This window comes from Oceanirhabdus seepicola (assembly GCF_023684385.1).
GTDB lineage: Bacteria > Bacillota > Clostridia > Clostridiales > Clostridiaceae > Oceanirhabdus > Oceanirhabdus seepicola.
Genome location: NZ_JAGSOJ010000006.1, coordinates 23344 through 48603, shown reverse-complemented (window position 1 = coordinate 48603; position 25260 = coordinate 23344). Strand labels below are relative to the sequence as shown.

The following is a 25260-nucleotide window of genomic DNA, read 5'->3' as shown; positions in this document are numbered from 1 at the left end:
TTATTAAGAATAAAAAACAACACCCCTGTAAGGGTGTTATTTAGGGGGCATTACTTCAGCTATTCCTATAAGAACAGTTTGACCATTCTGATTTTTACACTCAGTTTTAAGTTTTACCCTGTTTCTTTCATTTATTATTTCTATAACTTCCACTTCTGCTTTTATTGTATCACCGAACTTAACTGGCGCTGTAAATTTAATGTCCTGTTTAAGATAAATAGTTCCTGGCCCTGGAAGTTTCATTCCTAAAACTGCTGAGATAAGTCCAGCGGTCAACATCCCGTGTGCAATTCGCCCTTTGAATATTGAATTTTCTGCCTCAACTTGATTTATATGCGCTGGATTTAAATCCCCTGTGATTCCTGAATATAAATATACATCGGTTTCTGTAATTGTTTTTTGAAAATAAGCCTTTTGCCCAAGCTCTATTTCGTTAATCTTCAATCCAATCATCTTAATCATTCCTCCATAGACTAAGTATTTTTCTTCCCTATCCCCTCCTTTGAAATTTAATAAGTGAATTGCGAAAATTATTTATATTACCATATTTTCAGTTCTTCAGCTCTCTTTGAGAGCCATTCCCTGAAATTAGGATGTGATACTTTAATTAACTCCTCTACTCTTTCTTTTATTGTCCTACCTCTCAGTTCTGCAACGCCATATTCAGTTACAACATAATCAACATCATTTCTTTGTAGTGATACTGCCGCTCCCTCAGAGAGCATAGGTACAATTGTTGATATAGTGTTCTTCTTAGCCGTTGAATATAAAGCTATTACTGAGAATCCCCCTTCACTGTTCTGAGCTCCTATAGCTGTATCTGCCTGCCCACCTGTTCCACTGTACTGCTTTATTCCAATGGATTCTGAACAACATTGACCAGTGAGATCTATTTGTAGAGAAGTATTTATTGAAACCATTTTATAATTTTTACCTATTATATAAGGATCGTTAGTATATGACCCTCTTCTTAGTTCGATCATAGGATTATCGTCAATAAAGTCATACAGTTTCTTTGTGCCCAATGCGAATGTTCCTACAATTTTATTTCTATGAATTGTTTTCTTTCTATTGTTGACAGCGCCACACTCCACAAGATCAACCATTCCATCTGTTATCATTTCTGTATGAATTCCTAAGTCTTTTTTATCTTTCAGAAATTCTGCAACTGCATTTGGAATCCCTCCAATTCCCAATTGAATAGTAGCACCGTCAGGTATTAAATCAGCGATATATTTACCAATGACTTTATCTTTAGCGGAAGGAGCTCTAGTAGGTAATTCTGGTACAGACCTTTTACTCTCATAAATAAAATCAACCTGACTTATGTGAACAGCAGTATCACCATGTACTCTCGGGTAATTTTCATTTACTTCTAGAACAATTCTATCAGCTGCTTCAATGTAATCCATCTCATAACAGTTTGATAATGAGAGTGAAAAATACCCATGCTTATCCATTTTACTAACTGTTCCAATATACATATCTGGTTTCTTGTAACTTAACCTTTTCTTAGATGAAAGATGTAAATGATTAGGTATAAAACTTGCTGTGTGATTGTCATGTGATTTTCTGGTGAGCGCACTATAAAACCAAGTTGAATTAACAAAACTACCCTCCATAGATTTATCACTGGTAAACTTATAATCTCCCATATTCAAACAGGTTAATATACTAACATTTTCAACATTATCTCCTATTATGTGAAGCTTATTTAAAAAATCCGTTGGTTCTGCACCTGCAAGACCAACACATATCTCATAATTTGATTCAACTTTTTCTAATGCCTCTTCAAGTGATATAAGTTTTTTCTTATACTCTTCATTAAATTCTGTCATTTTCTCCCTCCTCAATTACACCCCATCTTATTGCACCAGCTGACCAAGCATATCCAATCCCTGCTGCAATCATCATAATAATTGTATTTTCAGTTATCTTATTTTCTTTTAAACCAAGATGGATTGATAAAATTTGATCTATCTGACCAATATGACCGTAGTCTTCCAGATATATTGTTTTCTCCTCATCAAGCCCAAGTTCCTTCAACATGAACTTATGCATTGATCTCTTAAAATGCAATACTGCAAGATATCCAATATCTTTTCTCTGTAAATTTCCTTTTTGAAGGACCTTATCTATACAATCAAACCAATTTTTCAGTGAAACCTCATTCAGCTTATTCTTCATATGATCACTATCTAGAAGCCTTAAAGATTTTCTGCTCTCTTCTAAGTTTTCATGATTTATAGGGTTCACTATTCCTCCTATTTCAACTGCAGCATCTCTTGCCATACTTCCATCAGACATTATGCACGAATCCAAAACCTCGTTTCTTCCATAGTTTTTTTTGAGAATAATTGCACCTCCACCAGCTGCTAGGTTATACATCATAGACATACTCTTGTCCTTATAATCAACGAAATCACCGTTTCTGTATCCACCCACTATCATTACTGTATTGATTTCACTATCACTCATCATCATATCCTTTGCTATTTTCATTGCAGATACTGTAGTACAACATCTTTGTGCTAAATCTATAGCCCAAGCTTTTCTTGCACCTATTTTCTCTTGAATATATATTCCTGACGTTGTTAAAGGATATTCTTTATATTCCTCTCCAACACAAAGAATTAAATCTATATCTAAAGGATTGATTCCTGTGTTTTTTAAACAATCTATAGCAGCATATACTCCCATTTCTTGAGTTCCATCATTAAAGTTATTTGATGGAATACATTTTTTATTAATCCCAAGCTTACCTTTGACAGCATCTTCACTCCATATTCCACCAGTCGCTTTTGAAATTTCTTTTGCCGTCATAATATTTTTAGGCAAATATATTCCCGTTCCAACAACACCAACGTGGTCTTTCATGATTATTCCTCCTTATATTTATCCTATAGACTTACCTATAAATATAATAAGCAATATCCATGCCAATTCTTTGTTAATTAAAAACTTAACTTAAACTATAAAAACTCAGCGCCCCCAAGGGTTAGCTGAGTTTTATAATATATATTTTGAAACACTTACTTAAATTCATGTGTTTATATGTTACAGTTGTATAATTTCGTTACACATCACTATTTCTCAATAAATTCTGAAAAGACTTCTAGAAATTCTTCTTGTTTTTCAATATGAGGTGAATGTCCACATTTTTCAAAAACAATCTCTTTGTAAATCCCGCCATTAGCTTTGTATTGATTAAAAATCTCCCTAGTTTGAGATACCATTGGTTGGGATGGGTACACCTCATCTCCTGGCCAGTTTGGTATAAACCCTAACTTACCTAAAGTTCCTAGATCAAAGAAGGAATTGTCAGATACTATCTGATCATCCTTTCCTCTCACCCATAATATTGGTGGTTTTTTATCAATTTCAGTTATTGATGTTAGGTTAAAGTACTTAGGTGCTAGTGTGTTATTAATACCCTTATCTCCTGGAGCTGTATATGGCCATACTACACAATCCTCATAATTTCCTGGGTAATAATCGTCTTCAATTTTCATTTTTAACATTCCCTGAACAAATTTATCTTCACGTGCTTTATCTACTTTAAAAGGAGGTTTGAAATAAAAGTTATTCATAACACTTTTAGGACTATTGTTATCATCTTCACTCTTATCATTATCACGAAGTCTCTGAACAAAGATTGGATTAGCTGTTCCTCCTCCCGTGCCACTGAAACTCTCATTACATTTTTCTCCCTGGATTCCTTTTGTTCCTCCAAACCCATAAGGAGAAACAGGACTAATCAATGTTAAAGTTGATATGTCTTCTGGATAATCTATAACATATTGCATAGCTACTCCTCCACCAAGTGACCATCCAACAATATGAAATTTACTTTTAATTCCAAGGGCATCAACAAAGTTTTTTATATCCTCTGACCAATCCCTTACACCTTTTGTTGCGTCTATTGGTAGAGCTTCAGTATCACCATACCCTCTTAAGTCTGGTGCTAATATCCAATTTTTTTTACCTAGCTCATCAATTATTTCATCCCAAAATATGCAACTAGACACATTTCCATGTATTAATATAATGATGTTATCGTAGTCTTCACCTTTTGATAAATATGCCAAGTTAATTCTATTTGCTTGAATATTTTTTTTAGTTAACACTGTATCCTCTCCAATTTCAAATTATTTTTCCTCTATATCATATTCCTCCATCTTTCTATAAAGAGATGCTCGTTGAATCTTTAACTTCTTTGCTGTTTCACTCTTATTAAAATCACATTCCTTAAGCGTTTTAAATATGATTTCCTTTTCAATATTCCCAATTATGTCTTTCAATGAATCTTCTTTAGAATTTTCTTTTACATAATTTCTTTTACCCCTTATTAAATCAATGGGAAAATCATCTACATTCACAATTACATCATCTGCATTAACACACACTCTCTCAACCATATTTTTTAATTCTCTAACATTTCCCGGCCAATTATACTCTCGAAATATCTTCTTCCCATTCTGATCAATAACTCTATAAACTCCTGTTTCCTTATAAAATCCCTCCACAAATTTATCCATAAGTAAATCAATGTCATTCTTTCGTGCGCGGAGTGATGGAATATTTAAAGAAAGCACATTTAATCTATAATATAGATCTTCTCTAAATTCACCTTCTTTCACCATTCTCTCAATATCCTGATGAGTTGCACAAATAACTCTCACATTAACTTTAATAGGACTTTCCGCTCCAATAGGTGCTATTTCTCCCTCTTGCAATACTCTCAATAATTTCGCCTGCATATAATGTGGCATCTCACCAATCTCATCCAAAAACACCGTTCCTCCATCTGCAAGCTGAAATTTACCAATATGTCCACCTTTCTTTCCACCTGTGAAAGCTCCATCATTATAACCAAAGAGTTCTGATTCAAAAAGATTCTCGGGTATTGCAGAACAATTGATGGTTACAAATGGATTGTTCCACCTTGAACTCTCATTATGAATAGAGTGAGCAAATAGTTCTTTTCCAACCCCACTCTCCCCTTTTATTAGAACATTCATATTTACCTTAGATATCTTTATAACTTTCTTTTTACAATTCGCCATTTCATCAGAAACACCTATTATGTCATCAAGAGTATACTTTGTTGAATTCATTCTATTAATAGTACTCTTATATAGTTTTAATTCTTTCTTAAGCAAATTGCATCGATTCATGAGTTCTTTTAACTTGTCCATATTGTCAAATAGAACCATTCCAAATCCACCGATTACATTGTCATCATGATCTAGTATGGGAATTCTATGTACTATAGCTGTCTTCCCATTAGTAAAAGTATGCTCATAAGCAATCTCAGCCTTCTTATTCTCAATCACACTATGTAATCTAGATGTACTTTCAATAGCCTTAGTTTCTTTTCCAAGTAGCTCTTCCCTATTCTTATCAAGGAACTTTAAAAATGCATTATTTATATATATAATCCTACATTTATCATCCACAAGATTTATAGGAATTGGTAATTTTTCGAATATTTCCTTTAATATATTGAAAGTATTTCTTTCTTGTAATAAGCTCACATAATCACCTCTTTTTGACGCTCTTTATATTATAATTATACCAAAATAAAGTAAATAATTACATATTTTATAATTTACATAGCATAGTTATAATATTTTTTCTGAATAGCATGATAATGAACAATGATGAACAATTGATAGCTCTACTATCAATTGTTCATCATTAATATCACCCCTATGCATTAAATTTTTATATCTATCCCTATATTCTCAATAAAACCTTTAATAATACTTACCCATTCATTAGGCTTCTCATACATTGCAGCATGACCTGCTCCAATTATAGAAACACATCTCGAATTATAAATTTCTCTGTTTAAAATCTTACTATCTTCCTTTGAAATAAGCTTATCTTCATCAGATGAAATTATCATTGTAGGTGCCTTTATATTTTTAAGTTTTTCCACTGGAATCTCTAAATCTTCTGCACTTATGATTAATCTTTTAATCCCCTCATACCAATCGCTAGGTAGATTCTTTACAAAGAACTCTTCCCTTGTATTCAACCAATCTTTTCGTTCTTCATAAAACTCTTTACTATATATATATGAAAGTGTACATTTGAAGAATAATCTCTTGTTCTCTACTTCGCATGCATCAATCCACCCTCTTCCTATCTCTTGTAGAAGATAATTGGTACAGAATGTTGTATTTGATAGTGTTAGACTCTTAATTTTATGACTATTTTCAATAGCATATCTTATAGCTACCTCACCGCCATATGAGGTTCCAATAATATGGGGTTCCCTTATGTCTAGCTCATGAATGAATGATTCCAATATTCTTTTCTGTAAATCTTGTGAGTATTCTTTTCCATCAAATTTCTGTGATTTCCCTTGATCTATAAAATCAAGTAAATATATTTTATAGTTATCCAACCCTCCTAGTAGAGGATACCAACTCATTGTGCTCATCATCAATCCGTTTAACATAATAACTGACTCTATGCTATCTTTATTTCCCTTTATCTCATAAAAAATATCATACCCATTCAAATTAATGACCACTTTCTCACCCCTAAAACATTATATGATTATTTTTTAATTTCAACCCACTCACCATCACCTAATAATGTAGCTTTATTATCTATAAACTGAATGAAATACATCTTTGTAACCCCATCTCTATTTTCTGGAGTATAAGTTACACCTTTAGCTAGGCCGTTGAAATTTTCAATTTTCTCCATACCTTTTATAAAATTATCCCATGTAAGTTCACCTTCAGTATTTTTGAGTCCCTCTATGAAAACCTGTGCTGCAACCCAACCTGCTGCATGGAATGCATTAGGTGTTTCAATTCCTTCCACTTTCATTCTTGCATAATATTCTTTTACACTTTCATCATTAAGGTCAACTATGTTAACCCATGCTGGTACGATAAGGCCCTCTGCGCCGCCTTCTGCCAATTCTGCAATCTTAGGATCTGCATTTACATATGAAGTGATAAATTGTGATTCAAACCCTTGTTCCTTACTTGCTTTTAATATTTTAGCTGTTGGTCCTTGCATACCATATACAATAGTCACATCAGGATTCTCTTTTTTTGCAGATAACACATGAGAAGTAAAATCGGTCTCGCCTATTGCAAATGGGATTTTAACAACTGCAGCATTTTCTTCTCCAATTTCTTTTAAATAAGATTCAATTCCTTTTAAACCATCTTCTCCCATATCATCATCTTGATATAAAACAGCTATCTTCTTACCTTCTAGTTCATTGAGTGAATATGAAGCAATTAATCTTCCCTCAAACTGATAGTTAGGTTGAACTGGAAAATAGTTACCTTTAACAGAAGCAAATGTGCTATTTCCTGTTCCTTGATAAACACAAGGAATTCCTGCTTCCTTAAATACATCTAGTGTGGCTAAACAAGTTGGTGTTCCTAGCTGACCCACTATAGCAAATACCTCTTCATCAAGAAGCTCCTCTGCCTTTTGTATAGCTAACTCTGGTTTGAATTCGTCATCTTTTTTTACAAGTTTAATCTTTCTTCCATCAATTCCACCCTGTTCATTGATCATATTAAAATATGCTTCCATACCTTCAACTAAAGGTTTTCCTACAATAGCAAAGGGTCCTGAAACAGCTGCGATAGTACCTATTTTCACTTCTTTTTCACTAACACCTTGAGCAGCTTCTTTCTTTTTGCCACAACCAACCATAGTAGTCATTACCATTGCAATTACTAATAACATACTTAGAATTTTTTTCATTTTTATTCCCCCTTAACCGCCTAAATAAGCGTTTTTAACCTGTTCATTTTGTAACAACTCGCTAGCAGTTCCTTGAACTGCTACTTTCCCAACCTCAAGAGCATAAACATAATCTGAAATATTCATTGCACACATAGCATTTTGCTCCACTAAAAGAATTGTAACCCCTTCATCCCTTATGGTCTTTATAGTTTCAAATATCTCTTCAACGATTTTAGGTGCCAACCCCAACGATGGTTCATCCAAAATAAATAATTTGGGTGTTGCCATAAGCCCTCTTCCAATGGCCAGCATCTGTTGTTCTCCTCCACTAAGAGTTCCTGCAATTTGTTTTTTTCTTTCAAATAATCTTGGAAAAAGTTCATACACTGTTTGAAGTTCTTTTTTAATATTTTGTCCTTTTCTACTATAAGCTCCAATTCTTAAATTCTCTTCTACAGTAAACTTAGGAAAAACTCGTCTTCCTTCAGGACATTGAATTATCCCTAACCTTACAATCTCCTCAACAGAAGAATCCGTTATATCCTGTCCATCAAATATAATTTTCCCAGAAGTCTTTTTGACTAATCCTGAAATGGCATGTAATGTTGATGTTTTTCCTGCCCCATTTGCTCCTAATATACTTACAATGTTATTCTTTTTAATTTGAATATCTATTCCTTTAACTGCCTCTACAGCTCCATAATTGACTCTTAATCCTTTTACCTGTAACACCTACTCACCTCCCAAATAAGCTTCTATAACGTTCTTATTATTTTTAATTTCATCAGGACTACCTTCAGCTATCTTTTTTCCAAAATTCAAAACAGTTATTCTATCACATATATTCATGACTAGTTTCATATCATGTTCAATCATAAATACTGTAATGTCTAATTCTTCTCTTAACCTGTTTATCTGTTTCCCTAACTGCTCTGTCTCTAAGTTATTCATCCCTGCAGCTGGTTCATCTAAAATCACCATCTTTGGATTAAGTACAAGTGCTCTCGCTAGTTCTGCGCTCTTTTGTATACCATAAGGCAATTGAGATGGATAGAATTGAGCATATTGTTCAATATTTAAAAATTCAAGTATCTCCATGGCTCTATCTAATATTGCCTTTTCAGTTTCTCTATACTTCTTACTTCTAATAATTCCGTGAAGCATTGAATATTTTGTTTCTGTATGCTGCCCTACTAATATATTTTCGAGTAAGGTCATTCCTTTAAAAAGTTCAACATTTTGAAAAGTTCTTACTAATCCTTTTTTGATTATGTTATAATTCTTCTCTTTAGATAAATTTTCACCATCAAATATTATTTCACCACTATCACACTCATAAAATTTAGTAATCATGTTAAACAAAGTGGTCTTTCCTGCACCGTTTGGGCCTATTAAACCGTACACTTCACCTTTATTTACCTTCAAAGATACTGAATCAACGGCTTTAAGTCCACCAAATGAAATACTTAGATTTTTACATTCAAGTATAGGCTCCTTCATCATGATGCCACCTCTTCTTTCTTCACTTTTGATATCAACTTCTTAAAATAGTTTTCTGCTGATATAACCAGTTTATTTAACCCCATGGGATAAAAAAGTACTACTATAATAAGAAGCGCTCCATTGATTATGAATGGTATACCGTCGAAAGGAACTAGTCTCTTTAAAATTTCTGGAATCATAACAATGTATACTGCACCTAATATTGAACCTTGTACTGAAGCTATGCCTCCAACAACGATTATTGTAAGAAGATTCATTGAAAAGTTCATATTGAATGATGTATAAAATACACTATTAAAATACATTGCCATCAAACTACCAGCCGCCGCTGCATATACAGCACTAATAACAAATGCTACTGTTTTATACTTTGCAATATTAATTCCCATAGATTGAGCTGCAATTTCACTATCTCTCATAGCTCTTAAATTTCTACCATATTTTGAATTGATTATATTTTTCATAGCAATAACTGCAATAATTAATATCATTAATATGATGTAATATTTTATTAATTTACTTTTGATAACAAATCCAAAAATATTTATATTTGGTATGCCTCTCAACCCGGAATGTCCACCTGTAAATCCTTTCCAAGCTGCAAAAATCTTCTCACATACAACTCCAAATCCCAGTGTAGCTATTGCAAGATAGTGTCCTTCTAATCTCAGTGCCGGTATACCTAGCAATACTCCAAACAAACCCGCAATAACTAGAGAAATAATAAGTGATATACTAAATGGGAAGTTCATATATTTCATCAAATTTGCAGTTACATATGCACCAATTCCTACAAATGCAGCATGCCCTAATGATATTTGTCCAGCATATCCAAGAAGAAGATTGTACCCTAGTGCTGCAATTGCATATATCCCTACCATAGAAAGCAAAGTGATAGTACTATTTTTTCCTCCTAGAATAAAGGGAAGTACTACAATGATTATTGAAATAATACTGTACTTTATATTTTTTCCACCTATCTTTTTTATTATTTCCATGCTACACCTTCTTCCTATACTTAGTACCCATGATTCCATTAGGCTTTATAATCAGCATTATTATTATTAATCCAAAACTAAATACTGATTTCCATTTTATAAATGACACACTTATGCTTCCAAATAGATTTTCACTAACTCCAAGTATAACTCCACCTACAACTGGCCCTAGGAAACTATTGAATCCTCCTAAAACAGCTGAGCAAAACGCCTTTAAATGGATCTCTTGCATCATTGTTATTGTCAATGTTGTTTGAGATGCTACTAACATACCTGTTACACAAGCTAACACTGCAGCTAATGCCCAAGTGATTGATGTGACTCTTTTTACTGATACCCCCATAAGTCTACTTGTGAAATGATCTTGTGATACTGCCCTTACCCCTAATCCAGTCTTTGTAAATTTAAAAAAGCAGAACAATATCAACATAAAAACCACAGTAATTCCAATAATCATAGCCTGATTTCCAATAGTTGTCCCGTCAGTTATGCTCGGAAACCTATGCTCTTCTGTCCCAAATAAAAATCCAGCCATACCATTGAATATCATAATTAACCCTAAGGTTGCAATCATTGCACTTAGATGAGCACCTCCAATTGGTCTCATAATTGCTCTCTCAATAATTAGCCCTATCAATACAGATATAATTATTGTGAGTATAATAGCTATCCCATAATGGAATTTCATATTAAGAAATGTGAATATTATGAACGCGAAGAACATTGCCATTTCTCCTTGTGCGAAGTTCACAACCTGACACACTTTAAAGATTAGTACCAATCCCATTGCTGAAAGTGCATAAAGACATCCATATATAATGCCGTTAATTATTAATCCTTCCATGCTCCCCCTCCTTTATCATATTAACTGTATAATTCTGATACATTGAAATGTATACATTTTATACACTTTACTTTATAGGTATTAAAAAGACGTGTTTCACGAGGTACCTTAGAGAACCCAATGTTCCTTTGTAGACACCCACCATTACCGAGTACCATCCTTAAACTGACAGTGGAATACTTCTAACGTATTAATTTTCTTACATATTATTAAAAGCAATTCCCATGCCAATTTTATCTTCTAGTAAAAAAAAGCACGGCCATGCGTACAATCTTTGTTCACACCAATAGCCAAGCTTAGGTACTAAGCCTATATATATCTTGGATTTTGGGGTGATAAAAGAACTAATTAAATTAGTAGCATCTCTCTCTTTTTTAAGATACTGTTGAAAAATATGCAACTTTTTCTTCCTTCGACAATTAACTCAATTTCCTTCAATTACAGATTTTTACTCATAAAATATTAATCTAAAGAGTGCCATAGTTCTCTTTTTTAAGATACTGTTGAAAAATATTCACAGATTGTTACACTTATTAGACAATCCCTTCTCCAATATTAATAGAGCTAAATCTTTTCCCTGATGATTAATACAAATATTTTCTATTTTGATTAATTAAACTATTTTTACACTGACAATTACGTCCTCTGTCGCCCTTACGCAGCCACATAAATAGGCTTACGCTCCTTAAATTTCATTATAATCATACCAGTATACTTAGTATGGCTCTCTAAAAACATACTCTTAGCTGCACTATGATCATCATTACACGTGCCTACATTACCGTCGTAATTACTAACATCATTGCATCCTCCTGCCTTTCCATTATAGAGTTTTTTTCCCTTCATCCACCTGTACCAATATAGATAGTTTGTTAAATATTTGCTAGATACCCCATTAAAGCTGCTAAGCCAATTAATTATCTCTCTTTTCATACCCATAAGATTACCAATATGATATTCCTCATTATCGTCACCAGTGCACCCACGACCTAATGTTAACTCCATTTCCTGTGCAAATTGATGATAATGTCTGTTTCCTTCAGTACATAAAATTGTTCCGCAAAGAATTTTCCCATAAAATATATTTCCTAACAATCTTTTGTCAACTCTTCTATTACATGCCTCAACTACCATATTTCCTTTTCTATCTACAGCACATACAACGTAGTTTGCCTTAGGTTTTTCCTCATCAAGAATTAATGTATATTTATCCTTGATACCACACCTTCTCCCTCTATTAAATACCCCATACTTCCCTTTCTTGTTACTATTACCTTTTATACTCTCAACTACTACCATATGTCCGCACTCAACTATTCCACCAACGAAGCCTGACCCCATATTTTCTCTTAAGCCATCCATAATTTTATGCCTCCAGTAAAAGGCAGTAGCTATATTTATTCCTACAATGTAACTGCATTCACTTAAAGATAACCCCCTAACCATACATTTCATATATTCACTCCATTTTTCTATCCCTTTTTTGCTATAATACATAGGTGATAAAGTTCTATCACTAAATGTCTTTCCGCACCCATCACTCTTGCATCTATATCTCTGTTTTCCGTCATATTTGCCATACTTCCAGATTTTCTTATATCCGCAATGTGGGCATACCCTACTCTCCTTAAATCTTTGCTCTCTAATACCCTCTATTATCTCTTGATTATTATTACTATTTTTTTTACTATCTATCTCCTTGATTACTTTTTCAAGAATTATTAATTTATTTAATCTCTTCTCCTCTCTACAAATTCTCTCCTGTTCTTTCATTCTATTTTCTTCATATTTCTTTGTCTCTGACCCTCTAGCCCTATTCACCAGTTTCAAAAGATTTGCTTCTATTTCAGGTAGAAAATTTGACTCTAACACATTCTTCTCAAACTCATCTAAAAACTCATCTTTATAATCCCCTTGATTATTTTCTTTAGGATTATCTTTAGATTTCTCTTCACTTACATGCTTATCATAATCTCTCTTTTGATCATTTAAATTTCCGTTTATGTTACTAGTAAAAAAATCAGTCATAATTACCCCCAAATCTAATATCTATACAAAGTATCTCCATATAAAGAATATTCTTTTGTACAAACATTAATTCGTATTTTTTTATAATTATGACCCTTTTTTGTTTTTATAATCATTCCACAACAAAAAAGTATTTCGATTTTTCATAGCTTAATCATGTTATAACTTGTACTCTAACGAGTAAATCCATTTCAACATTTTCTTAAAAAAGAGATATAGGTTACTACTTTTTTTAAGTATATAATCTACTGCCTGTTCGCCTTCCCCCTGGCAATCCCTTCAATTTTCTAAAGAATGTCAAAAGAGCCTAGTGTAATAATTACACTAGGCTCTTTAAACGGAATAGAATGTGCTATTTTCCAATATCATTTCTAAAGAACATTCCTTCAAACTCAACATTCTTTATACTCTCATAAGCTTTATTATAAGCTTCATTACTGTCATTTCCTAAAGCTGTTACACAAGCAACTCTTCCACCGCTTGTTATTAGCTTATTATCCTTTAATTCTGCTCCAGCAAAAAATACTTTACTTCCTTCTTGAAGATTATCATTATAATCCATTTCAATGCCTTTTTCATATTGTAATGGATATCCACCTGATGCAAGAACAACTGCACAACAATGTTTATCTTTCCAAGTTATATCCTCTATCTTTAAAGAGTTATCCATACAACTCATAAGTACATCTGCAAAATCACTTTCCATCAAAGACATTATTGCTTGTGTTTCTGGATCTCCCATTCTCACATTATACTCTAGAAGGTAAGAAACTCCCTCTTTTATCATTATTCCAAAGAATATAAATCCTTTAAAAACAAGTTTATCTTCCTTAAGACCTCTTAGAGTAGGTTCCATTATATTATTAATGAAATCATCCATAATCTGCTCGTTAACATGAGAATTAGGTGCCACTACTCCCATGCCTCCTGTGTTTGGTCCACAATCACCATCATGAGCTCTTTTATGATCTTTACATGAGATAAAAGGTATTATTTTTTCTCCATCAAAAAGTGTTACTATTGAAGCTTCCAAACCTTCGATAAATTCTTCAATTACTACACTTTTACCAGCCTCATTAAATCTTTCATTTAACATGAATTCTTTAAGATTGTCTATTGCTTCTTCTCTATCTGTTACAATGACTACACCTTTTCCTGCTGCTAATCCATCAGCTTTAATAACTATAGGATATTCCATTGTATCAATAAACTCTACAGCTTTATCATAATCATCAAAACTCTCATATTTTGCTGTTTTTATAGAATGCTTCTTCATGAAGTCCTTTGAAAAAATCTTACTTCCCTCAAGCATAGCTGCTTCTTTGTGTGGTCCAATAATAGATAATCCTTCATTTAAGAATACATCAACTATTCCATCAACCAGTGGGGCTTCTGGACCAACCACTGTTAGCTCAATTTTTTCTCTTTTGCATAATTCTATTAGTTGATCAAATGAATTATATTTAAAGTTCTCACATTTCTTCTCAATAGCAGTTCCTCCATTTCCAGGAGCTACAAAAACTTTCTCACATGTATCACTCTGTGCAAGTTTCCAAGCAATAGCATGCTCCCTTCCACCAGAACCAATAATCAAATACTTCATATTCTCACCATCCCACGTATTTTATTCCATCGTATTAAAATTTATTTCATTTAAAAAATTCAAAAGCACCAAAAATTTACAAAGAACAAAGAACAGGTTTGTTCTTTGTTCTTTGAATTATTTAGTGTTTAAAATGTCTTAAACCTGTAAACACCATTGAAATTCCCAATTCCTCACATTTTTCGATTGAAAGTTTGTCCTTAATTGACCCACCTGGTTGTATTATGCCTTTAATTCCATATTCTCCGGCTTTCTCAACTACATCACTGAAAGGGAAGAATGCGTCTGATGCTAGTATTGCGCCATCTCCAGCTCTATCTAAAGCTTCGCAAGCTGCCCAGATTCTATTAACCTGACCTGCTCCTACCCCTTTAGCCATCTTATCTTTAACTACAACAATAGCATTTGATTTAACATATTTACAAATCTTCATACCGAAGATCATATCTTCAAGTTCTTTCTCAGAAGGTTGATTTTCTGTTACATATTTTAACTCTTCTAATAATTTTTCATCTCTAGTCTGTCTAAGCATTGCACCATCAACTGAAACATATTCGTACTTGTCATCTGGTTTGTATTGACACTTCAACACTCTTAGATTTTTCTTTTTGCTAAACTCTGCTAATGCATCTTCCTCAAAATCTGGTGCAATAACAATCTCTACAAATATTTTGTTTATCTCTTCCGCTGTAGCCTTATCAACCTTTCTATTGAAAGCAATGATTCCTCCAAAGATTGAAATAGGGTCACAGTTATACGCTTTCATATATGCATCATATGAGTTTTCACCAATAGCGGCTCCACAAGGAGTGTTGTGCTTTAATGAACAGCATGCTGGCTCATCAAATTCCCAAACTACCTTCCATGCAATATCAAGATCCTTAATATTATTGTATGATAACTTCTTACCACCTAAAATCTCAATATTATTCATTACACCTTTACCATCATTTCTTAAGTAAAGAGCTGCATCTTGATGAGAATTCTCACCATATCTTAAGTTTTCTTCTTTTTTATATGAAACTGATAAGTATTCCTCTTCTCCATCTTCATTCATATATTCACTAATTGCTGCATCATACGAACTAGTTACATTAAATACTTTTCTTGCCATTTCTTTTTTGAATTCATAAGAAATTTCATTCTTTTCTTCAAACTCATTAATAATATTGTCATAATCTTGAGGATCTACAACAACAAGCACATCCTTAAAATTCTTTGCAGCAGATCTTAACATAGTTGGTCCACCAATATCAATAAGTTCTACCATCTCTTCAAATGTTTTATCTTCTTTTAATCCAGCAAAGAAAGGATAAAGATTAACTATAACTATATCTATTGGAGCTATCTCTCTTTCTTCAAGAGTACTCATGTCTTCCGCTTTAGCTCTATTAGCAAGAATTCCTCCATGTATAACTGGGTGAAGTGATTTTACTCTACCACCCAACATCTCGCCACTTCCAGTCACCTCACTAACCTCAGTAACATTTACTCCACACTCTTTAAGCTTTCTATATGTTCCACCAGTAGATAATATCTCATATCCTCTACCTTCAAGATACTCCGCTATTTTCTCAACATTACTTTTATCAAAAACACTAATTAAAGCTCTTCTTTTCATAATGAACGCCTCCATAAAATATATGCTATTCCTGAGTTTTCCCAATTAACTGTTTTATAACATTGACAATTAATTTATGTTCCTCACAATTCACTTTTGCCCTAAGAGTTTCTACAGTGTCATCTGTGTCCACCTTGACCTCAGCCTGTTGGATGATTTCCCCTGTGTCAGTTCCCTCATCTACAAAATGCACTGTACAACCACTTTTCTCTACTCCACTTTCAAGAACAGCTTTATGAACCCTGTCACCATACATTCCCTTTCCACAAAAATTAGGAATCAAGGAAGGATGTAAATTTATTATTCTATTGTTAAATTCTCTTATTATATCACCTTTTAAAATACTAAGAAAACCTGCTAGAACAACTAAATCAACTTTTCCGTGAAGTGTATTAGTTATGTTATTACTGATTTCTTCTCGGGAATATTCTTTTTTATCAAAGATAAGAGTTTTTATACCTTCTCTCTCAGCTCTTAGAATTCCACCAGCATTTTTATTATCGCTTATAACATATTCAATTGAACATTCAAGCTCATTGCTTTTAATACCATCTATTATAGCTTGCAGATTAGTTCCTCCGCCTGAAATGAGAACAGCTATTTTAAACATAACCCTTCACCTCTCTGAATATATCCAATCTCATATGCCTTTTCACCTAATTCAATTAGCTCTTTAATTACAGCATCCTTATCATCCTTGTTAACACATATTACAAATCCTATACCCATATTGAATGTATGATACATCTCATCCTCTTCAACACCTAACTCCATAAGATGTTTAAATATGTTTGGAAGTGGATAACTGTCTTTATTAACTACCGCCATAAGGTCACCTTTAAACATTCTTGGAATATTCTCATAGAAGCCACCGCCAGTAACGTGTGCCATTCCTTTAATTTTAAACTGCTCCATCAACTTTATAATAGAATCTACATATATTCTTGTAGGCGTTAATAATTCCTCTCCTATACTCTTACCATTAAAATCTTCATTATAATCATTAATCAATTTTCTAACTAATGAAAATCCATTACTGTGAACTCCTGATGATGATAACCCTATAAGAACATCATCCTCACATATATCTGATCCATCAATCACATTCTCTTTATCTACTACTCCAACCACAAATCCTGCCATATCATATTTCCCATCATCATAGAACCCTGGCATCTCTGCAGTTTCTCCACCAATAAGTGCACATGTAGAACTTTTACATCCATCAGCTACACCTTTAACAATTTGTTCTGCTATTGATGAATTAAGTCTTCCACAAGCAACATAATCTAAGAAGAAAAGTGGTTTTGCTCCATGACATAGAACATCATTAACACACATAGCTACACAATCAATACCCACTGTATCATATTTTCCTAATTTGAATGCTATATCCAATTTTGTTCCTACACCATCTGTTCCTGAAACCAATATAGGTTCTTTAAGTCCTCCTGGTAATTTAAACATTGCACCAAAGCTTCCAATGTTACTCATTACTCCAGGGATAAAAGTATCTTTCACTATTCCCTTTATTTTATCAACAGCTTTATATCCTTCTTCAATGTTTACCCCAGAATCTTTATATGAAATCTTATTATTATCCATAATCATTCTCCATTCTATATAGTTTCAAATTAATTAAACTTTGTAAAATCCCAAATCTTAAGACTAAATCTTAGAAGGGTTGACAGGATAGATACCATTAAAACATCCTAGGCAAAATTCCTTCTTACCATTCAATGACCATATTAGACCCTCAATACTAAGATATCCTGTTGAATCTGCCCCAATAAAGTCACTTATCTCTTCTTCATCACTACTAGAAGCAATTAAATCCTTCCTGTATGGAGTATCTATCCCAAAATAACACGAATGCGTTACCATTGGTGATGAAATTCTAAGATGAACCTCTTTTGCGCCTGCATTTTTCAGAATCTCTATAAGCTTCTTTGATGTTGTCCCTCTTACAATTGAATCATCTATAAGAACAACTCTCTTACCTTCTACATTACTCTTAAGAACATTTAACTTCACAGATACAGCTCTCTCTCGAGTTTCTTGATCAGGTGTTATAAAAGTTCTACCTACATATCTATTCTTAACAAGTCCTAGTGCATATGGAATACCTGATGCTTCTGCAAACCCTAAAGCTGCTGGTATACCTGAATCTGGAACCCCTACCACAACATCAGCCTCTATTGGTTTTTCTTCAAACAACTTTTTCCCAGCTCTAACTCTAGACTCATATATATTTATGTCATCCATTATCGAATCGGGTCTAGCAAAGTAGATATACTCAAAAGCACATATTGCTTTACTTACCTTCTCTTGAATCTTAATTGATTTAATTTCTTTTTTATCTATAATAACAATTTCCCCTGGTTCAATATCCCTTATAAATTCTCCTCCAACAGCATCTATACCACAACTCTCTGAGCTAATTATATAACTATCCTTGTACTTACCTAAACATAATGGTCTTATACCATTTGGATCTCTTACTCCTATAAGAAACTCATCAGTTAAGAATACCATTCCATAGGAACCTTTTATTGCTTGCATTGTGTCAACAACACTCTGCAATATACCCTTCTTAACTCTTCTTGCAATAAGTTTAAGTATAACTTCTGAATCCGTTGATGTTTGAAACATATGTCCTGAATCTTCTAAAAGTTCTCTTAATATATCTGCATTAACAAGATTACCATTATGTGCTGTAGCAATATCTCCCAATTTGAATTGACCGATTAAAGGTTGCGCATTTTCCACATTACTTCCACCAGCAGTAGAATATCTTACATGTCCAATTGATGCATGCCCCTGAAGTTCTTCTAAGATTTTCTCGGTAAATACATCTGCAACCAATCCCATACCTTTATGAGATTTCATCTTTTCTCCATCTACTGTTGCTATTCCTGCGCTCTCCTGCCCTCTATGCTGTAAGGCATACAGACCATAATATGTCATCTTAGCAGTATTTATTTTCTCATTCCCCATATTAAATATTCCGAAAACACCACATTCATCTTGAAATTTATCTTCGTTCATAATTTCCTCCAACTAAATTTGTGTTATATTTTCATATAACACAAATTGTTATTTGACCATGACTATTTTAATATTACAATCTATTTAAAAGTTTCTCGTATCCTTCAATAACATTTCCAAGATCTCTTCTGAATCTATCCTTATCCATCTTCTCTCCAGTGTTCTTATCCCAGAATCTGCATGTATCTGGTGAAATCTCATCAGCTAAGAAAATCTCTCCATTCTTTTTTCCAAATTCTAATTTGAAATCAACTAATGTAATATCTCTCTCAAGGAAGAACTCTTTCAAAATATCATTAACCTTCAAAGCTGTCTCTCTAATTTCATTTAGTTCTTCGAATGTTGTTAACCCCAATGCTACTGCATGGTAATCATTCATTAGAGGATCTCCAAGATCATCATTCTTATAACTTAACTCAAAAACAGTTGTACTAAGTTCTCTTCCCTCTTCAACCCCATATTTTTTTGCCATGCTTCCTGCAGCGATATTTCTTATGATAACCTCTAACGGTATTATTTCTACTTGGTGACAAAGCTGCTCTCTCTCACTTAGCTTTTTTATAAAGTGAGTTTTTATTCCCTTTTCATTCAACATAGTAAATATTGTTGTAGTTATTGAATTATTTAATATTCCTTTTGACCCTATTTCAGCCTTTTTTTCTCCGTTAAATGCTGTAGCATCATCCTTATAATAAACAATTACCTTTTCTTCATCATAACTATATATCTTCTTTGCTTTACCTTCATATAACATTTCTCTATTTTCCATGATTACGCCTCCTCTAATCCACTATCTTTTATAAAGTTTTCTTTCATGTCTTTTCTATATAATTCTAATTTTTCTTTTAATTCTGGATATTTCAATGATAATATTTGAATTGATAACATTGCTGCATTGAAACTGTTGTTTATTCCAACTGTTGCAACTGGAATTGACTTTGGCATTTGCACTATAGAAAGCAATGAATCCATTCCACCTAAAGCTGCATTAATTGGAACCCCTATTACTGGTAATGTTGTATGGGATGCTATTACCCCTGGAAGATGTGCCGCTAATCCTGCACCAGCTATTATACATTCATGACCTTCTTCTTTTTCAAGCTTTTCAAGAACCTCAGTTAATTTCTCTGGAACTCTATGAGCTGATAAAATATATTCCTTATATTCAATCCCAAACTCTCCTAATAGCACTCCTGCTTTACTCATTATATCCTTATCCGATTTGCTTCCATAAATTATCGAAACTCTCATAACGACACCTCCATTGTTCTTTAATGAAATAATAACACTTATAAATAATAATTTCAATACATTTTATTATTTTTTTTAATTATTATTCGTATTAATACGAATGTTAACTAATTTTACACCCTTATAGTTCTGCGACACATTAAAGTAGTATACTCAAAAATCATATCTTTGCACTGAGGAAAGATGCGTAGTTTATTTAAAAATGTGCCTTAAAGGCTAAATAATGATATAATCATTAATAGAAATAGTATATTGAAAGGTCGTGATGAACATGGATAAATTAGCTACGGCTTTTGTCTTTATTACAATTGGTATTATCTTTATTTATGTATCAAAACGTAATATACGGAACAGAAAAGAGGAAATGAACAAAAATTTTGATGATGCAATAATAGAATTAAGGAAAACACTTTCCACCATTATGCCTAACGAAGATACGAAACTCAATGAGATTCTTTCAATTAGGGAGAAGGAATTTATTGAGTCACTCACTAATAGCAGGGATAATGAGAAAGCATTTGGAATGTGGTCTGCTCAACAAGGAGTTATAACTGTTCAAGACATCTTAATAAAAATAAAAAAAGTTAAAAGCAGAAAAGCATAAGAACAACTTATGCTTTTCTGCTTTTATAAAGATGGAGGTTTCTGCCCTAAAGTAGAAACCTCCATCGTTCTCATCTTTCAACTATTTAAAGTATTCTACTCCTGATTTAAATATCTTCTGATTCATGTTACCATGAATATTCTTGTATAATCCTTTTCCTATTCTCTCTGAATGACCCATTTTACCAAACACTCTTCCATCAAGGCTTGTTACACCTTCAATTCCTAAAGAAGATCCATTAGGATTGCTATCCTGATAAGCTGTGGCAATCTGATCATTTTCAATAAGAGATTTTAATACAGCTTCATTTGCTACGAATCTTCCCTCACCGTGAGATACAGGTATTGTATGGATATCACCAACATTTACCCCATTGAGCCAAGGAGATTTGTTGCTTATTATTTTTGTTTTAACCATCTTAGCAATATGCTTACCTGAATTATTGTACGTTAAAGTTGGAGAATTTTCATCCACCTCTTTTATTTCACCAAATGGAACCAAACCTAGCTTCACTAATGCTTGGAATCCATTACATACTCCCAGCATAAGTCCATCTCTTTTATAGAGAAGCTCCATAACACTCTCTTTAATCAAAGGGTTTCTAAATATTGCGGAAATGAACTTACCTGATCCATCTGGTTCATCACCAGCACTGAATCCTCCTGGCAGCATTATTATATTACTTTTATTTATTTCATCTCTAAGCTTATCTATAGACTCTCTTATATGATGCTCAGTTAAGTTTTTAAATACAAGTAATTGAGCATCCCCACCTACTTTATCAAAAGCAAATTTAGAGTCATACTCGCAGTTTGTTCCTGGGAATACTGGTATTAAAATCTTTGGTTTGCTGATTTCTTTGTTACCGATAAAGATCTCTTTCTTAAAATTACTTTCAGAGATGCTTATTTCATCCTCTTCTTGCTTCGTCTCAGATACAAAAATAGGCTTTAATGTTTCTTCCCATCCTTTTTGCAGCTCTTCACCTTTTATACATGCCTTTTCAAGCTCCACTGAGTAATCCCTTGAAGTTTCCCCTAACTGAATTACATGAGCTTCTTTTAACAGCATTTCAACTTCTTTAGAATACTCCTGTGAGATTTCACAGATTATTGTTCCATTCATCTTATCATTTCTTACATTTAAATACTCTTCTTTATTAAGTTTTATACCTATTCTGTTACCAAAAGTCATTTTACATAAAGCAGTTTCTAATGTCTCTCCACTTACAGCATATGAACTAAGTATTTTACCCTCTTTTATTAGAGAAGTTATTTTATTGTAAAGTTCCTTAACTATTGGGAAATCAGGCATATAATCATCATTAACTGGCATTTTAAATGCTATAACATTAGAACCTGCTGCTTTAAATTCTGGTGAAATTATATTTTCTACATTAGCTGCACCAATTCCGAAAGCAATAAGCGTTGGCGGAACATTAATATCTTTGAAAGTTCCTGACATACTGTCTTTCCCTCCAATAGCTGGAGTTTCAAACTCTAGTTGTGATTTTAATGCACCTAACAATGCAGCAAATGGTTTACCCCATTTTTTCTTATCATCTCCAAGACGCTCAAAATACTCTTGGAATGAGAATCTAACATCTTTATAATCTACTCCAGTAGCTACAAGTTTTGATAAACATTCAAGAACTGCAAACACTCCACCATGGAATGGACTCCACTCAGATAGATTTACATTAAATCCAAAACTCATTGCAGAAACTGTTGATGTTTCCCCACCTAGCACTGGTATTTTATGAACCATTGTTTGTATAGGAGTTTTCTCAAACTCTCCTCCAAATGGCATTAACACTGTTCCAGTACCTATAGAGTTATCAAACATTTCAATAAGCCCTTCTTGGCTACATAAATTGATATCCTTTAACTGCTCGTTAAATCCACCTAATATTTCAGCATCACTATTATCATCTGTATTCTGGTTCTTATGAGCTAAGTCTTCTTTAGGCATTTCTACAAATATATCCGTTTCATTTGTAGCTCCATTTGTATCAAGGAAGTCTCTGTGAATATCAACAATGTTCTTTCCTCTCCACTTTATAATAAGTTTTCTCTCTTCTGTTACCTCTGCTATTTCATATGCCTCTAAGTTCTCCCCGTCAGCAAGTTCAATAAATCTCTCCACATCTTTAGCTTCTACAGCTACAGCCATTCTCTCTTGTGATTCTGATATAGCAAGTTCTGTTCCATCTAAACCATCATATTTCTTTCTTACTTTATCAAGATCAATAACCAATCCATCAGCTATCTCTCCAACTGCCACTGACACTCCACCAGCACCGAAGTCGTTACATCTCTTGATTAATTTTAATACTTCTCCATCTCTGAATAATCTTTGAATCTTTCTCTCCGTTGGAGGATTCCCTTTTTGAACCTCAGCTCCACATTCATCAATAGATTTCTCATCGTGAACCTTAGAAGATCCTGAAGCTCCTCCAATACCATCTCTTCCTGTTCTTCCCCCAATAAGGATAATTCTATCCCCTTCAGTAGGAGTTTCTCTTCTAACATACTTTTTAGGTACTGCTCCAACAACAGCTCCAACTTCCATTCTCTTAGCCTTATAACCCTCATGATATATTTCATGAACTAATCCAGTTGTAAGCCCAATCTGATTTCCATATGAGCTATATCCTCTAGCCGCTTCTCTTGTTATCTTTATTTGAGGTAGCTTTCCACTCAACGTGTCTTCTACTGCTTCCCTTGGATCCGCACTTCCTGTAACTCTCATTGCAGCATAAACATAACTTCTTCCTGATAATGGATCTCTTATAGCCCCCCCAAGACAAGTTGATGCTCCACCAAATGGTTCTATTTCTGTTGGGTGGTTATGTGTTTCATTTTTAAACATTAGAAGCCATTCTTCATCCTCTCCATTATTATCCACCACAATATTAATTGAACATGCATTTATCTCTTCAGATATATCGAGGTCATCAAGTTTTCCTCTTCTCTTCATTTCTTTCATTCCAATTACAGCAAGATCCATAAGGGTAATTCCTCTTTCTTTATCTCCGTATACCCCTTCTCTTACTTTTACATATTCTCCAAGTGCATCATTAATTATTTCGCTATACTTCCCTTCTTCAACCTCAATATTATTGATTAAAGTTTCAAATGTAGTATGCCTACAATGATCTGACCAATAGGTGTCCAAAACTCTTATTTCTGTTATTGTAGGATTCCTTTCTATACTCTTAAAGTACTCTACTATATGTTTAACATCCCTGTTAGTCATGGATAATCCCATTTCATTAATAAAATCCTGGATATTCTCATCACCCATATTTATGAATCCTTCAATCACTTTAACGTCATCAACATGGACTTTATCATCTTCCTGTGAGATTAATTCTCCAAGTGGAATCTCATGACTGTCCACTTTATTTATAAGAAACCCTTTTATTTTCTCAAATTCACTCTCTTCAATTTCACCTTTTAACAAATATATTTTAGAGCATTGAACCTTAGATTCTCTATCTGGATATAATAATCTTATACACTGTTCTGCAGAATCAGCTCTCTGATCAAACTGACCTTTAAGGTATTCTACATGTATTACTCTGTATCCTTCAACTTCACTCAGTTCTTCTCGTATGTGTTCAATGTTTTTTTCACCAATAAGTGTTTTGGTCACTATATCAAATTCCTCATTATTAATTCCTTTTATATAATATCTATGCATAATTCTTACATCAGAAAGTTCAATATTAAATAATTCCTTAAGTTGCTCCTTCAAAATAACACTCTCATTATCAAAGCCATTCTTTTTCTCAATGAAAACTTCTTTACCCTTATTAAGCACAACTATCCCTCCACACGAATATTTCATTTAGTTTTTAAAATATTATTCGTTTATATTATATACTATTAACAAACATTTTCAAAGTACTTTCGTATTTAATTTAAAAATACTTATACAATTAAGAAAATTCTCCCCCCTTAAACCAGTAATTATTACCATTTTAAAAAATAATTTATTAATTTTAATTTAAAAACATTGAAGATA

At 33.1% G+C, this 25260-nt stretch carries 21 protein-coding genes; 1 reads left to right on the top strand and 20 read right to left on the bottom strand.

Features of this window, described 5'->3' with window-relative positions; translation table 11 throughout:
• Nucleotides 1–36 precede the first annotated feature (36 nt).
• The 19 genes from KDK92_RS22055 to purE all read right to left on the bottom strand — a co-directional run bounded on the left by KDK92_RS22055 (nt 37) and on the right by purE (nt 20627).
• Complete coding sequence (locus KDK92_RS22055; RefSeq protein ID WP_250861789.1) at nt 37–453, bottom strand: MaoC family dehydratase; 417 nt, start codon at nt 451–453, stop codon at nt 37–39.
• Nucleotides 454–539: 86 nt separating this feature from the next.
• A complete protein-coding gene (locus KDK92_RS22050) occupies nt 540–1838 on the bottom strand; it encodes an acetyl-CoA hydrolase/transferase family protein (RefSeq protein ID WP_250861575.1) in 1299 nt (432 codons plus the stop codon).
• Complete coding sequence (locus KDK92_RS22045; protein WP_250861574.1) at nt 1825–2877, bottom strand: 3-oxoacyl-ACP synthase; 1053 nt, start codon at nt 2875–2877, stop codon at nt 1825–1827. The genes KDK92_RS22050 and KDK92_RS22045 overlap by 14 nt, the downstream gene beginning before the upstream one ends.
• Before the next feature lie 209 nt (nt 2878–3086).
• Complete coding sequence (locus KDK92_RS22040) at nt 3087–4127, bottom strand: alpha/beta hydrolase (RefSeq protein ID WP_250861573.1); 1041 nt, start codon at nt 4125–4127, stop codon at nt 3087–3089.
• A gap of 21 nt (nt 4128–4148) precedes the next feature.
• Nucleotides 4149–5537 carry a sigma-54 interaction domain-containing protein gene (locus KDK92_RS22035; RefSeq protein ID WP_250861572.1) on the bottom strand — a complete coding sequence of 463 codons (1389 nt, stop codon included), beginning with the start codon at nt 5535–5537 and terminating at the stop codon, nt 4149–4151.
• A 182-nt stretch (nt 5538–5719) separates the two neighbouring features.
• Nucleotides 5720–6544, bottom strand: coding sequence for an alpha/beta fold hydrolase (locus tag KDK92_RS22030; RefSeq protein WP_250861571.1), 825 nt, complete (start codon nt 6542–6544; stop codon nt 5720–5722).
• Between the two features lie 26 nt (nt 6545–6570).
• On the bottom strand, nt 6571–7749 hold the full coding sequence (locus tag KDK92_RS22025) for an ABC transporter substrate-binding protein (protein WP_250861570.1): 1179 nt from the start codon (nt 7747–7749) through the stop codon (nt 6571–6573).
• A gap of 12 nt (nt 7750–7761) precedes the next feature.
• Nucleotides 7762–8463: an ABC transporter ATP-binding protein gene (locus KDK92_RS22020; RefSeq protein WP_250861569.1), complete on the bottom strand. Its 702-nt coding sequence runs from the start codon at nt 8461–8463 to the stop codon at nt 7762–7764.
• Entirely contained in the window at nt 8464–9234 is a 771-nt protein-coding gene (locus tag KDK92_RS22015) for an ABC transporter ATP-binding protein (protein ID WP_250861568.1), read from the bottom strand.
• The gene (locus tag KDK92_RS22010) at nt 9231–10232 is read right to left on the bottom strand and encodes a branched-chain amino acid ABC transporter permease (RefSeq protein ID WP_250861567.1); all 1002 of its coding nucleotides are present in this window, start codon (nt 10230–10232) and stop codon (nt 9231–9233) included. Before KDK92_RS22010 ends, KDK92_RS22015 begins: the two co-directional genes overlap by 4 nt.
• A gap of 1 nt (nt 10233) precedes the next feature.
• On the bottom strand, nt 10234–11076 hold the full coding sequence (locus KDK92_RS22005; RefSeq protein ID WP_250861566.1) for a branched-chain amino acid ABC transporter permease: 843 nt from the start codon (nt 11074–11076) through the stop codon (nt 10234–10236).
• A gap of 654 nt (nt 11077–11730) precedes the next feature.
• Nucleotides 11731–13104, bottom strand: a complete 1374-nt coding sequence (locus KDK92_RS22000) for an IS1595 family transposase (RefSeq protein WP_250861565.1) — start codon at nt 13102–13104, stop codon at nt 11731–11733.
• Between the two features lie 352 nt (nt 13105–13456).
• Nucleotides 13457–14707: a phosphoribosylamine--glycine ligase gene (gene purD / locus KDK92_RS21995; RefSeq protein WP_250861564.1), complete on the bottom strand. Its 1251-nt coding sequence runs from the start codon at nt 14705–14707 to the stop codon at nt 13457–13459.
• A gap of 121 nt (nt 14708–14828) precedes the next feature.
• Nucleotides 14829–16328 carry a bifunctional phosphoribosylaminoimidazolecarboxamide formyltransferase/IMP cyclohydrolase gene (gene purH, locus KDK92_RS21990; protein WP_250861563.1) on the bottom strand — a complete coding sequence of 500 codons (1500 nt, stop codon included), beginning with the start codon at nt 16326–16328 and terminating at the stop codon, nt 14829–14831.
• Between the two features lie 25 nt (nt 16329–16353).
• The gene (purN, locus tag KDK92_RS21985; RefSeq protein ID WP_250861562.1) at nt 16354–16938 is read right to left on the bottom strand and encodes a phosphoribosylglycinamide formyltransferase; all 585 of its coding nucleotides are present in this window, start codon (nt 16936–16938) and stop codon (nt 16354–16356) included.
• A complete protein-coding gene (purM, locus tag KDK92_RS21980; RefSeq protein WP_250861561.1) occupies nt 16926–17933 on the bottom strand; it encodes a phosphoribosylformylglycinamidine cyclo-ligase in 1008 nt (335 codons plus the stop codon). Before purM ends, purN begins: the two co-directional genes overlap by 13 nt.
• A 63-nt stretch (nt 17934–17996) precedes the next feature.
• On the bottom strand, nt 17997–19376 hold the full coding sequence (gene purF, locus KDK92_RS21975; protein ID WP_250861560.1) for an amidophosphoribosyltransferase: 1380 nt from the start codon (nt 19374–19376) through the stop codon (nt 17997–17999).
• Nucleotides 19377–19449: 73 nt separating this feature from the next.
• Complete coding sequence (gene purC / locus KDK92_RS21970) at nt 19450–20145, bottom strand: phosphoribosylaminoimidazolesuccinocarboxamide synthase (protein WP_250861559.1); 696 nt, start codon at nt 20143–20145, stop codon at nt 19450–19452.
• A gap of 2 nt (nt 20146–20147) precedes the next feature.
• On the bottom strand, nt 20148–20627 hold the full coding sequence (gene purE, locus KDK92_RS21965) for a 5-(carboxyamino)imidazole ribonucleotide mutase (RefSeq protein ID WP_250861558.1): 480 nt from the start codon (nt 20625–20627) through the stop codon (nt 20148–20150).
• A gap of 271 nt (nt 20628–20898) precedes the next feature.
• On the opposite strand from purE, the gene KDK92_RS21960 reads away from it, so the two are divergent.
• Entirely contained in the window at nt 20899–21231 is a 333-nt protein-coding gene (locus tag KDK92_RS21960; protein ID WP_250861557.1) for a hypothetical protein, read from the top strand.
• Between the two features lie 81 nt (nt 21232–21312).
• Here KDK92_RS21960 and KDK92_RS21955 read toward each other — a convergent pair whose 3' ends face one another.
• On the bottom strand, nt 21313–25056 hold the full coding sequence (locus KDK92_RS21955) for a phosphoribosylformylglycinamidine synthase (protein ID WP_250861556.1): 3744 nt from the start codon (nt 25054–25056) through the stop codon (nt 21313–21315).
• Nucleotides 25057–25260: the final 204 nt, after the last annotated feature.

Coding starts and splice junctions, on each gene's coding strand:
- purF (WP_250861560.1), bottom strand. CDS start 19,376: ATGAACGAAGATAAATTTCAAGATGAATGTGGTGTTTTCGGAATATTT.
- KDK92_RS22010 (WP_250861567.1), bottom strand. CDS start 10,232: ATGGAAATAATAAAAAAGATAGGTGGAAAAAATATAAAGTACAGTATT.
- KDK92_RS22005 (WP_250861566.1), bottom strand. CDS start 11,076: ATGGAAGGATTAATAATTAACGGCATTATATATGGATGTCTTTATGCA.
- KDK92_RS22050 (WP_250861575.1), bottom strand. CDS start 1,838: ATGACAGAATTTAATGAAGAGTATAAGAAAAAACTTATATCACTTGAA.
- KDK92_RS22025 (WP_250861570.1), bottom strand. CDS start 7,749: ATGAAAAAAATTCTAAGTATGTTATTAGTAATTGCAATGGTAATGACT.
- KDK92_RS22045 (WP_250861574.1), bottom strand. CDS start 2,877: ATGAAAGACCACGTTGGTGTTGTTGGAACGGGAATATATTTGCCTAAA.
- KDK92_RS22000 (WP_250861565.1), bottom strand. CDS start 13,104: ATGACTGATTTTTTTACTAGTAACATAAACGGAAATTTAAATGATCAA.
- purC (WP_250861559.1), bottom strand. CDS start 20,145: ATGGAAAATAGAGAAATGTTATATGAAGGTAAAGCAAAGAAGATATAT.
- KDK92_RS22015 (WP_250861568.1), bottom strand. CDS start 9,234: ATGATGAAGGAGCCTATACTTGAATGTAAAAATCTAAGTATTTCATTT.
- KDK92_RS21960 (WP_250861557.1), top strand. CDS start 20,899: ATGGATAAATTAGCTACGGCTTTTGTCTTTATTACAATTGGTATTATC.
- purH (WP_250861563.1), bottom strand. CDS start 16,328: ATGAAAAGAAGAGCTTTAATTAGTGTTTTTGATAAAAGTAATGTTGAG.
- KDK92_RS22055 (WP_250861789.1), bottom strand. CDS start 453: ATGATTGGATTGAAGATTAACGAAATAGAGCTTGGGCAAAAGGCTTAT.
- purE (WP_250861558.1), bottom strand. CDS start 20,627: ATGAGAGTTTCGATAATTTATGGAAGCAAATCGGATAAGGATATAATG.
- purN (WP_250861562.1), bottom strand. CDS start 16,938: ATGTTTAAAATAGCTGTTCTCATTTCAGGCGGAGGAACTAATCTGCAA.
- purD (WP_250861564.1), bottom strand. CDS start 14,707: ATGAAGTATTTGATTATTGGTTCTGGTGGAAGGGAGCATGCTATTGCT.
- purM (WP_250861561.1), bottom strand. CDS start 17,933: ATGGATAATAATAAGATTTCATATAAAGATTCTGGGGTAAACATTGAA.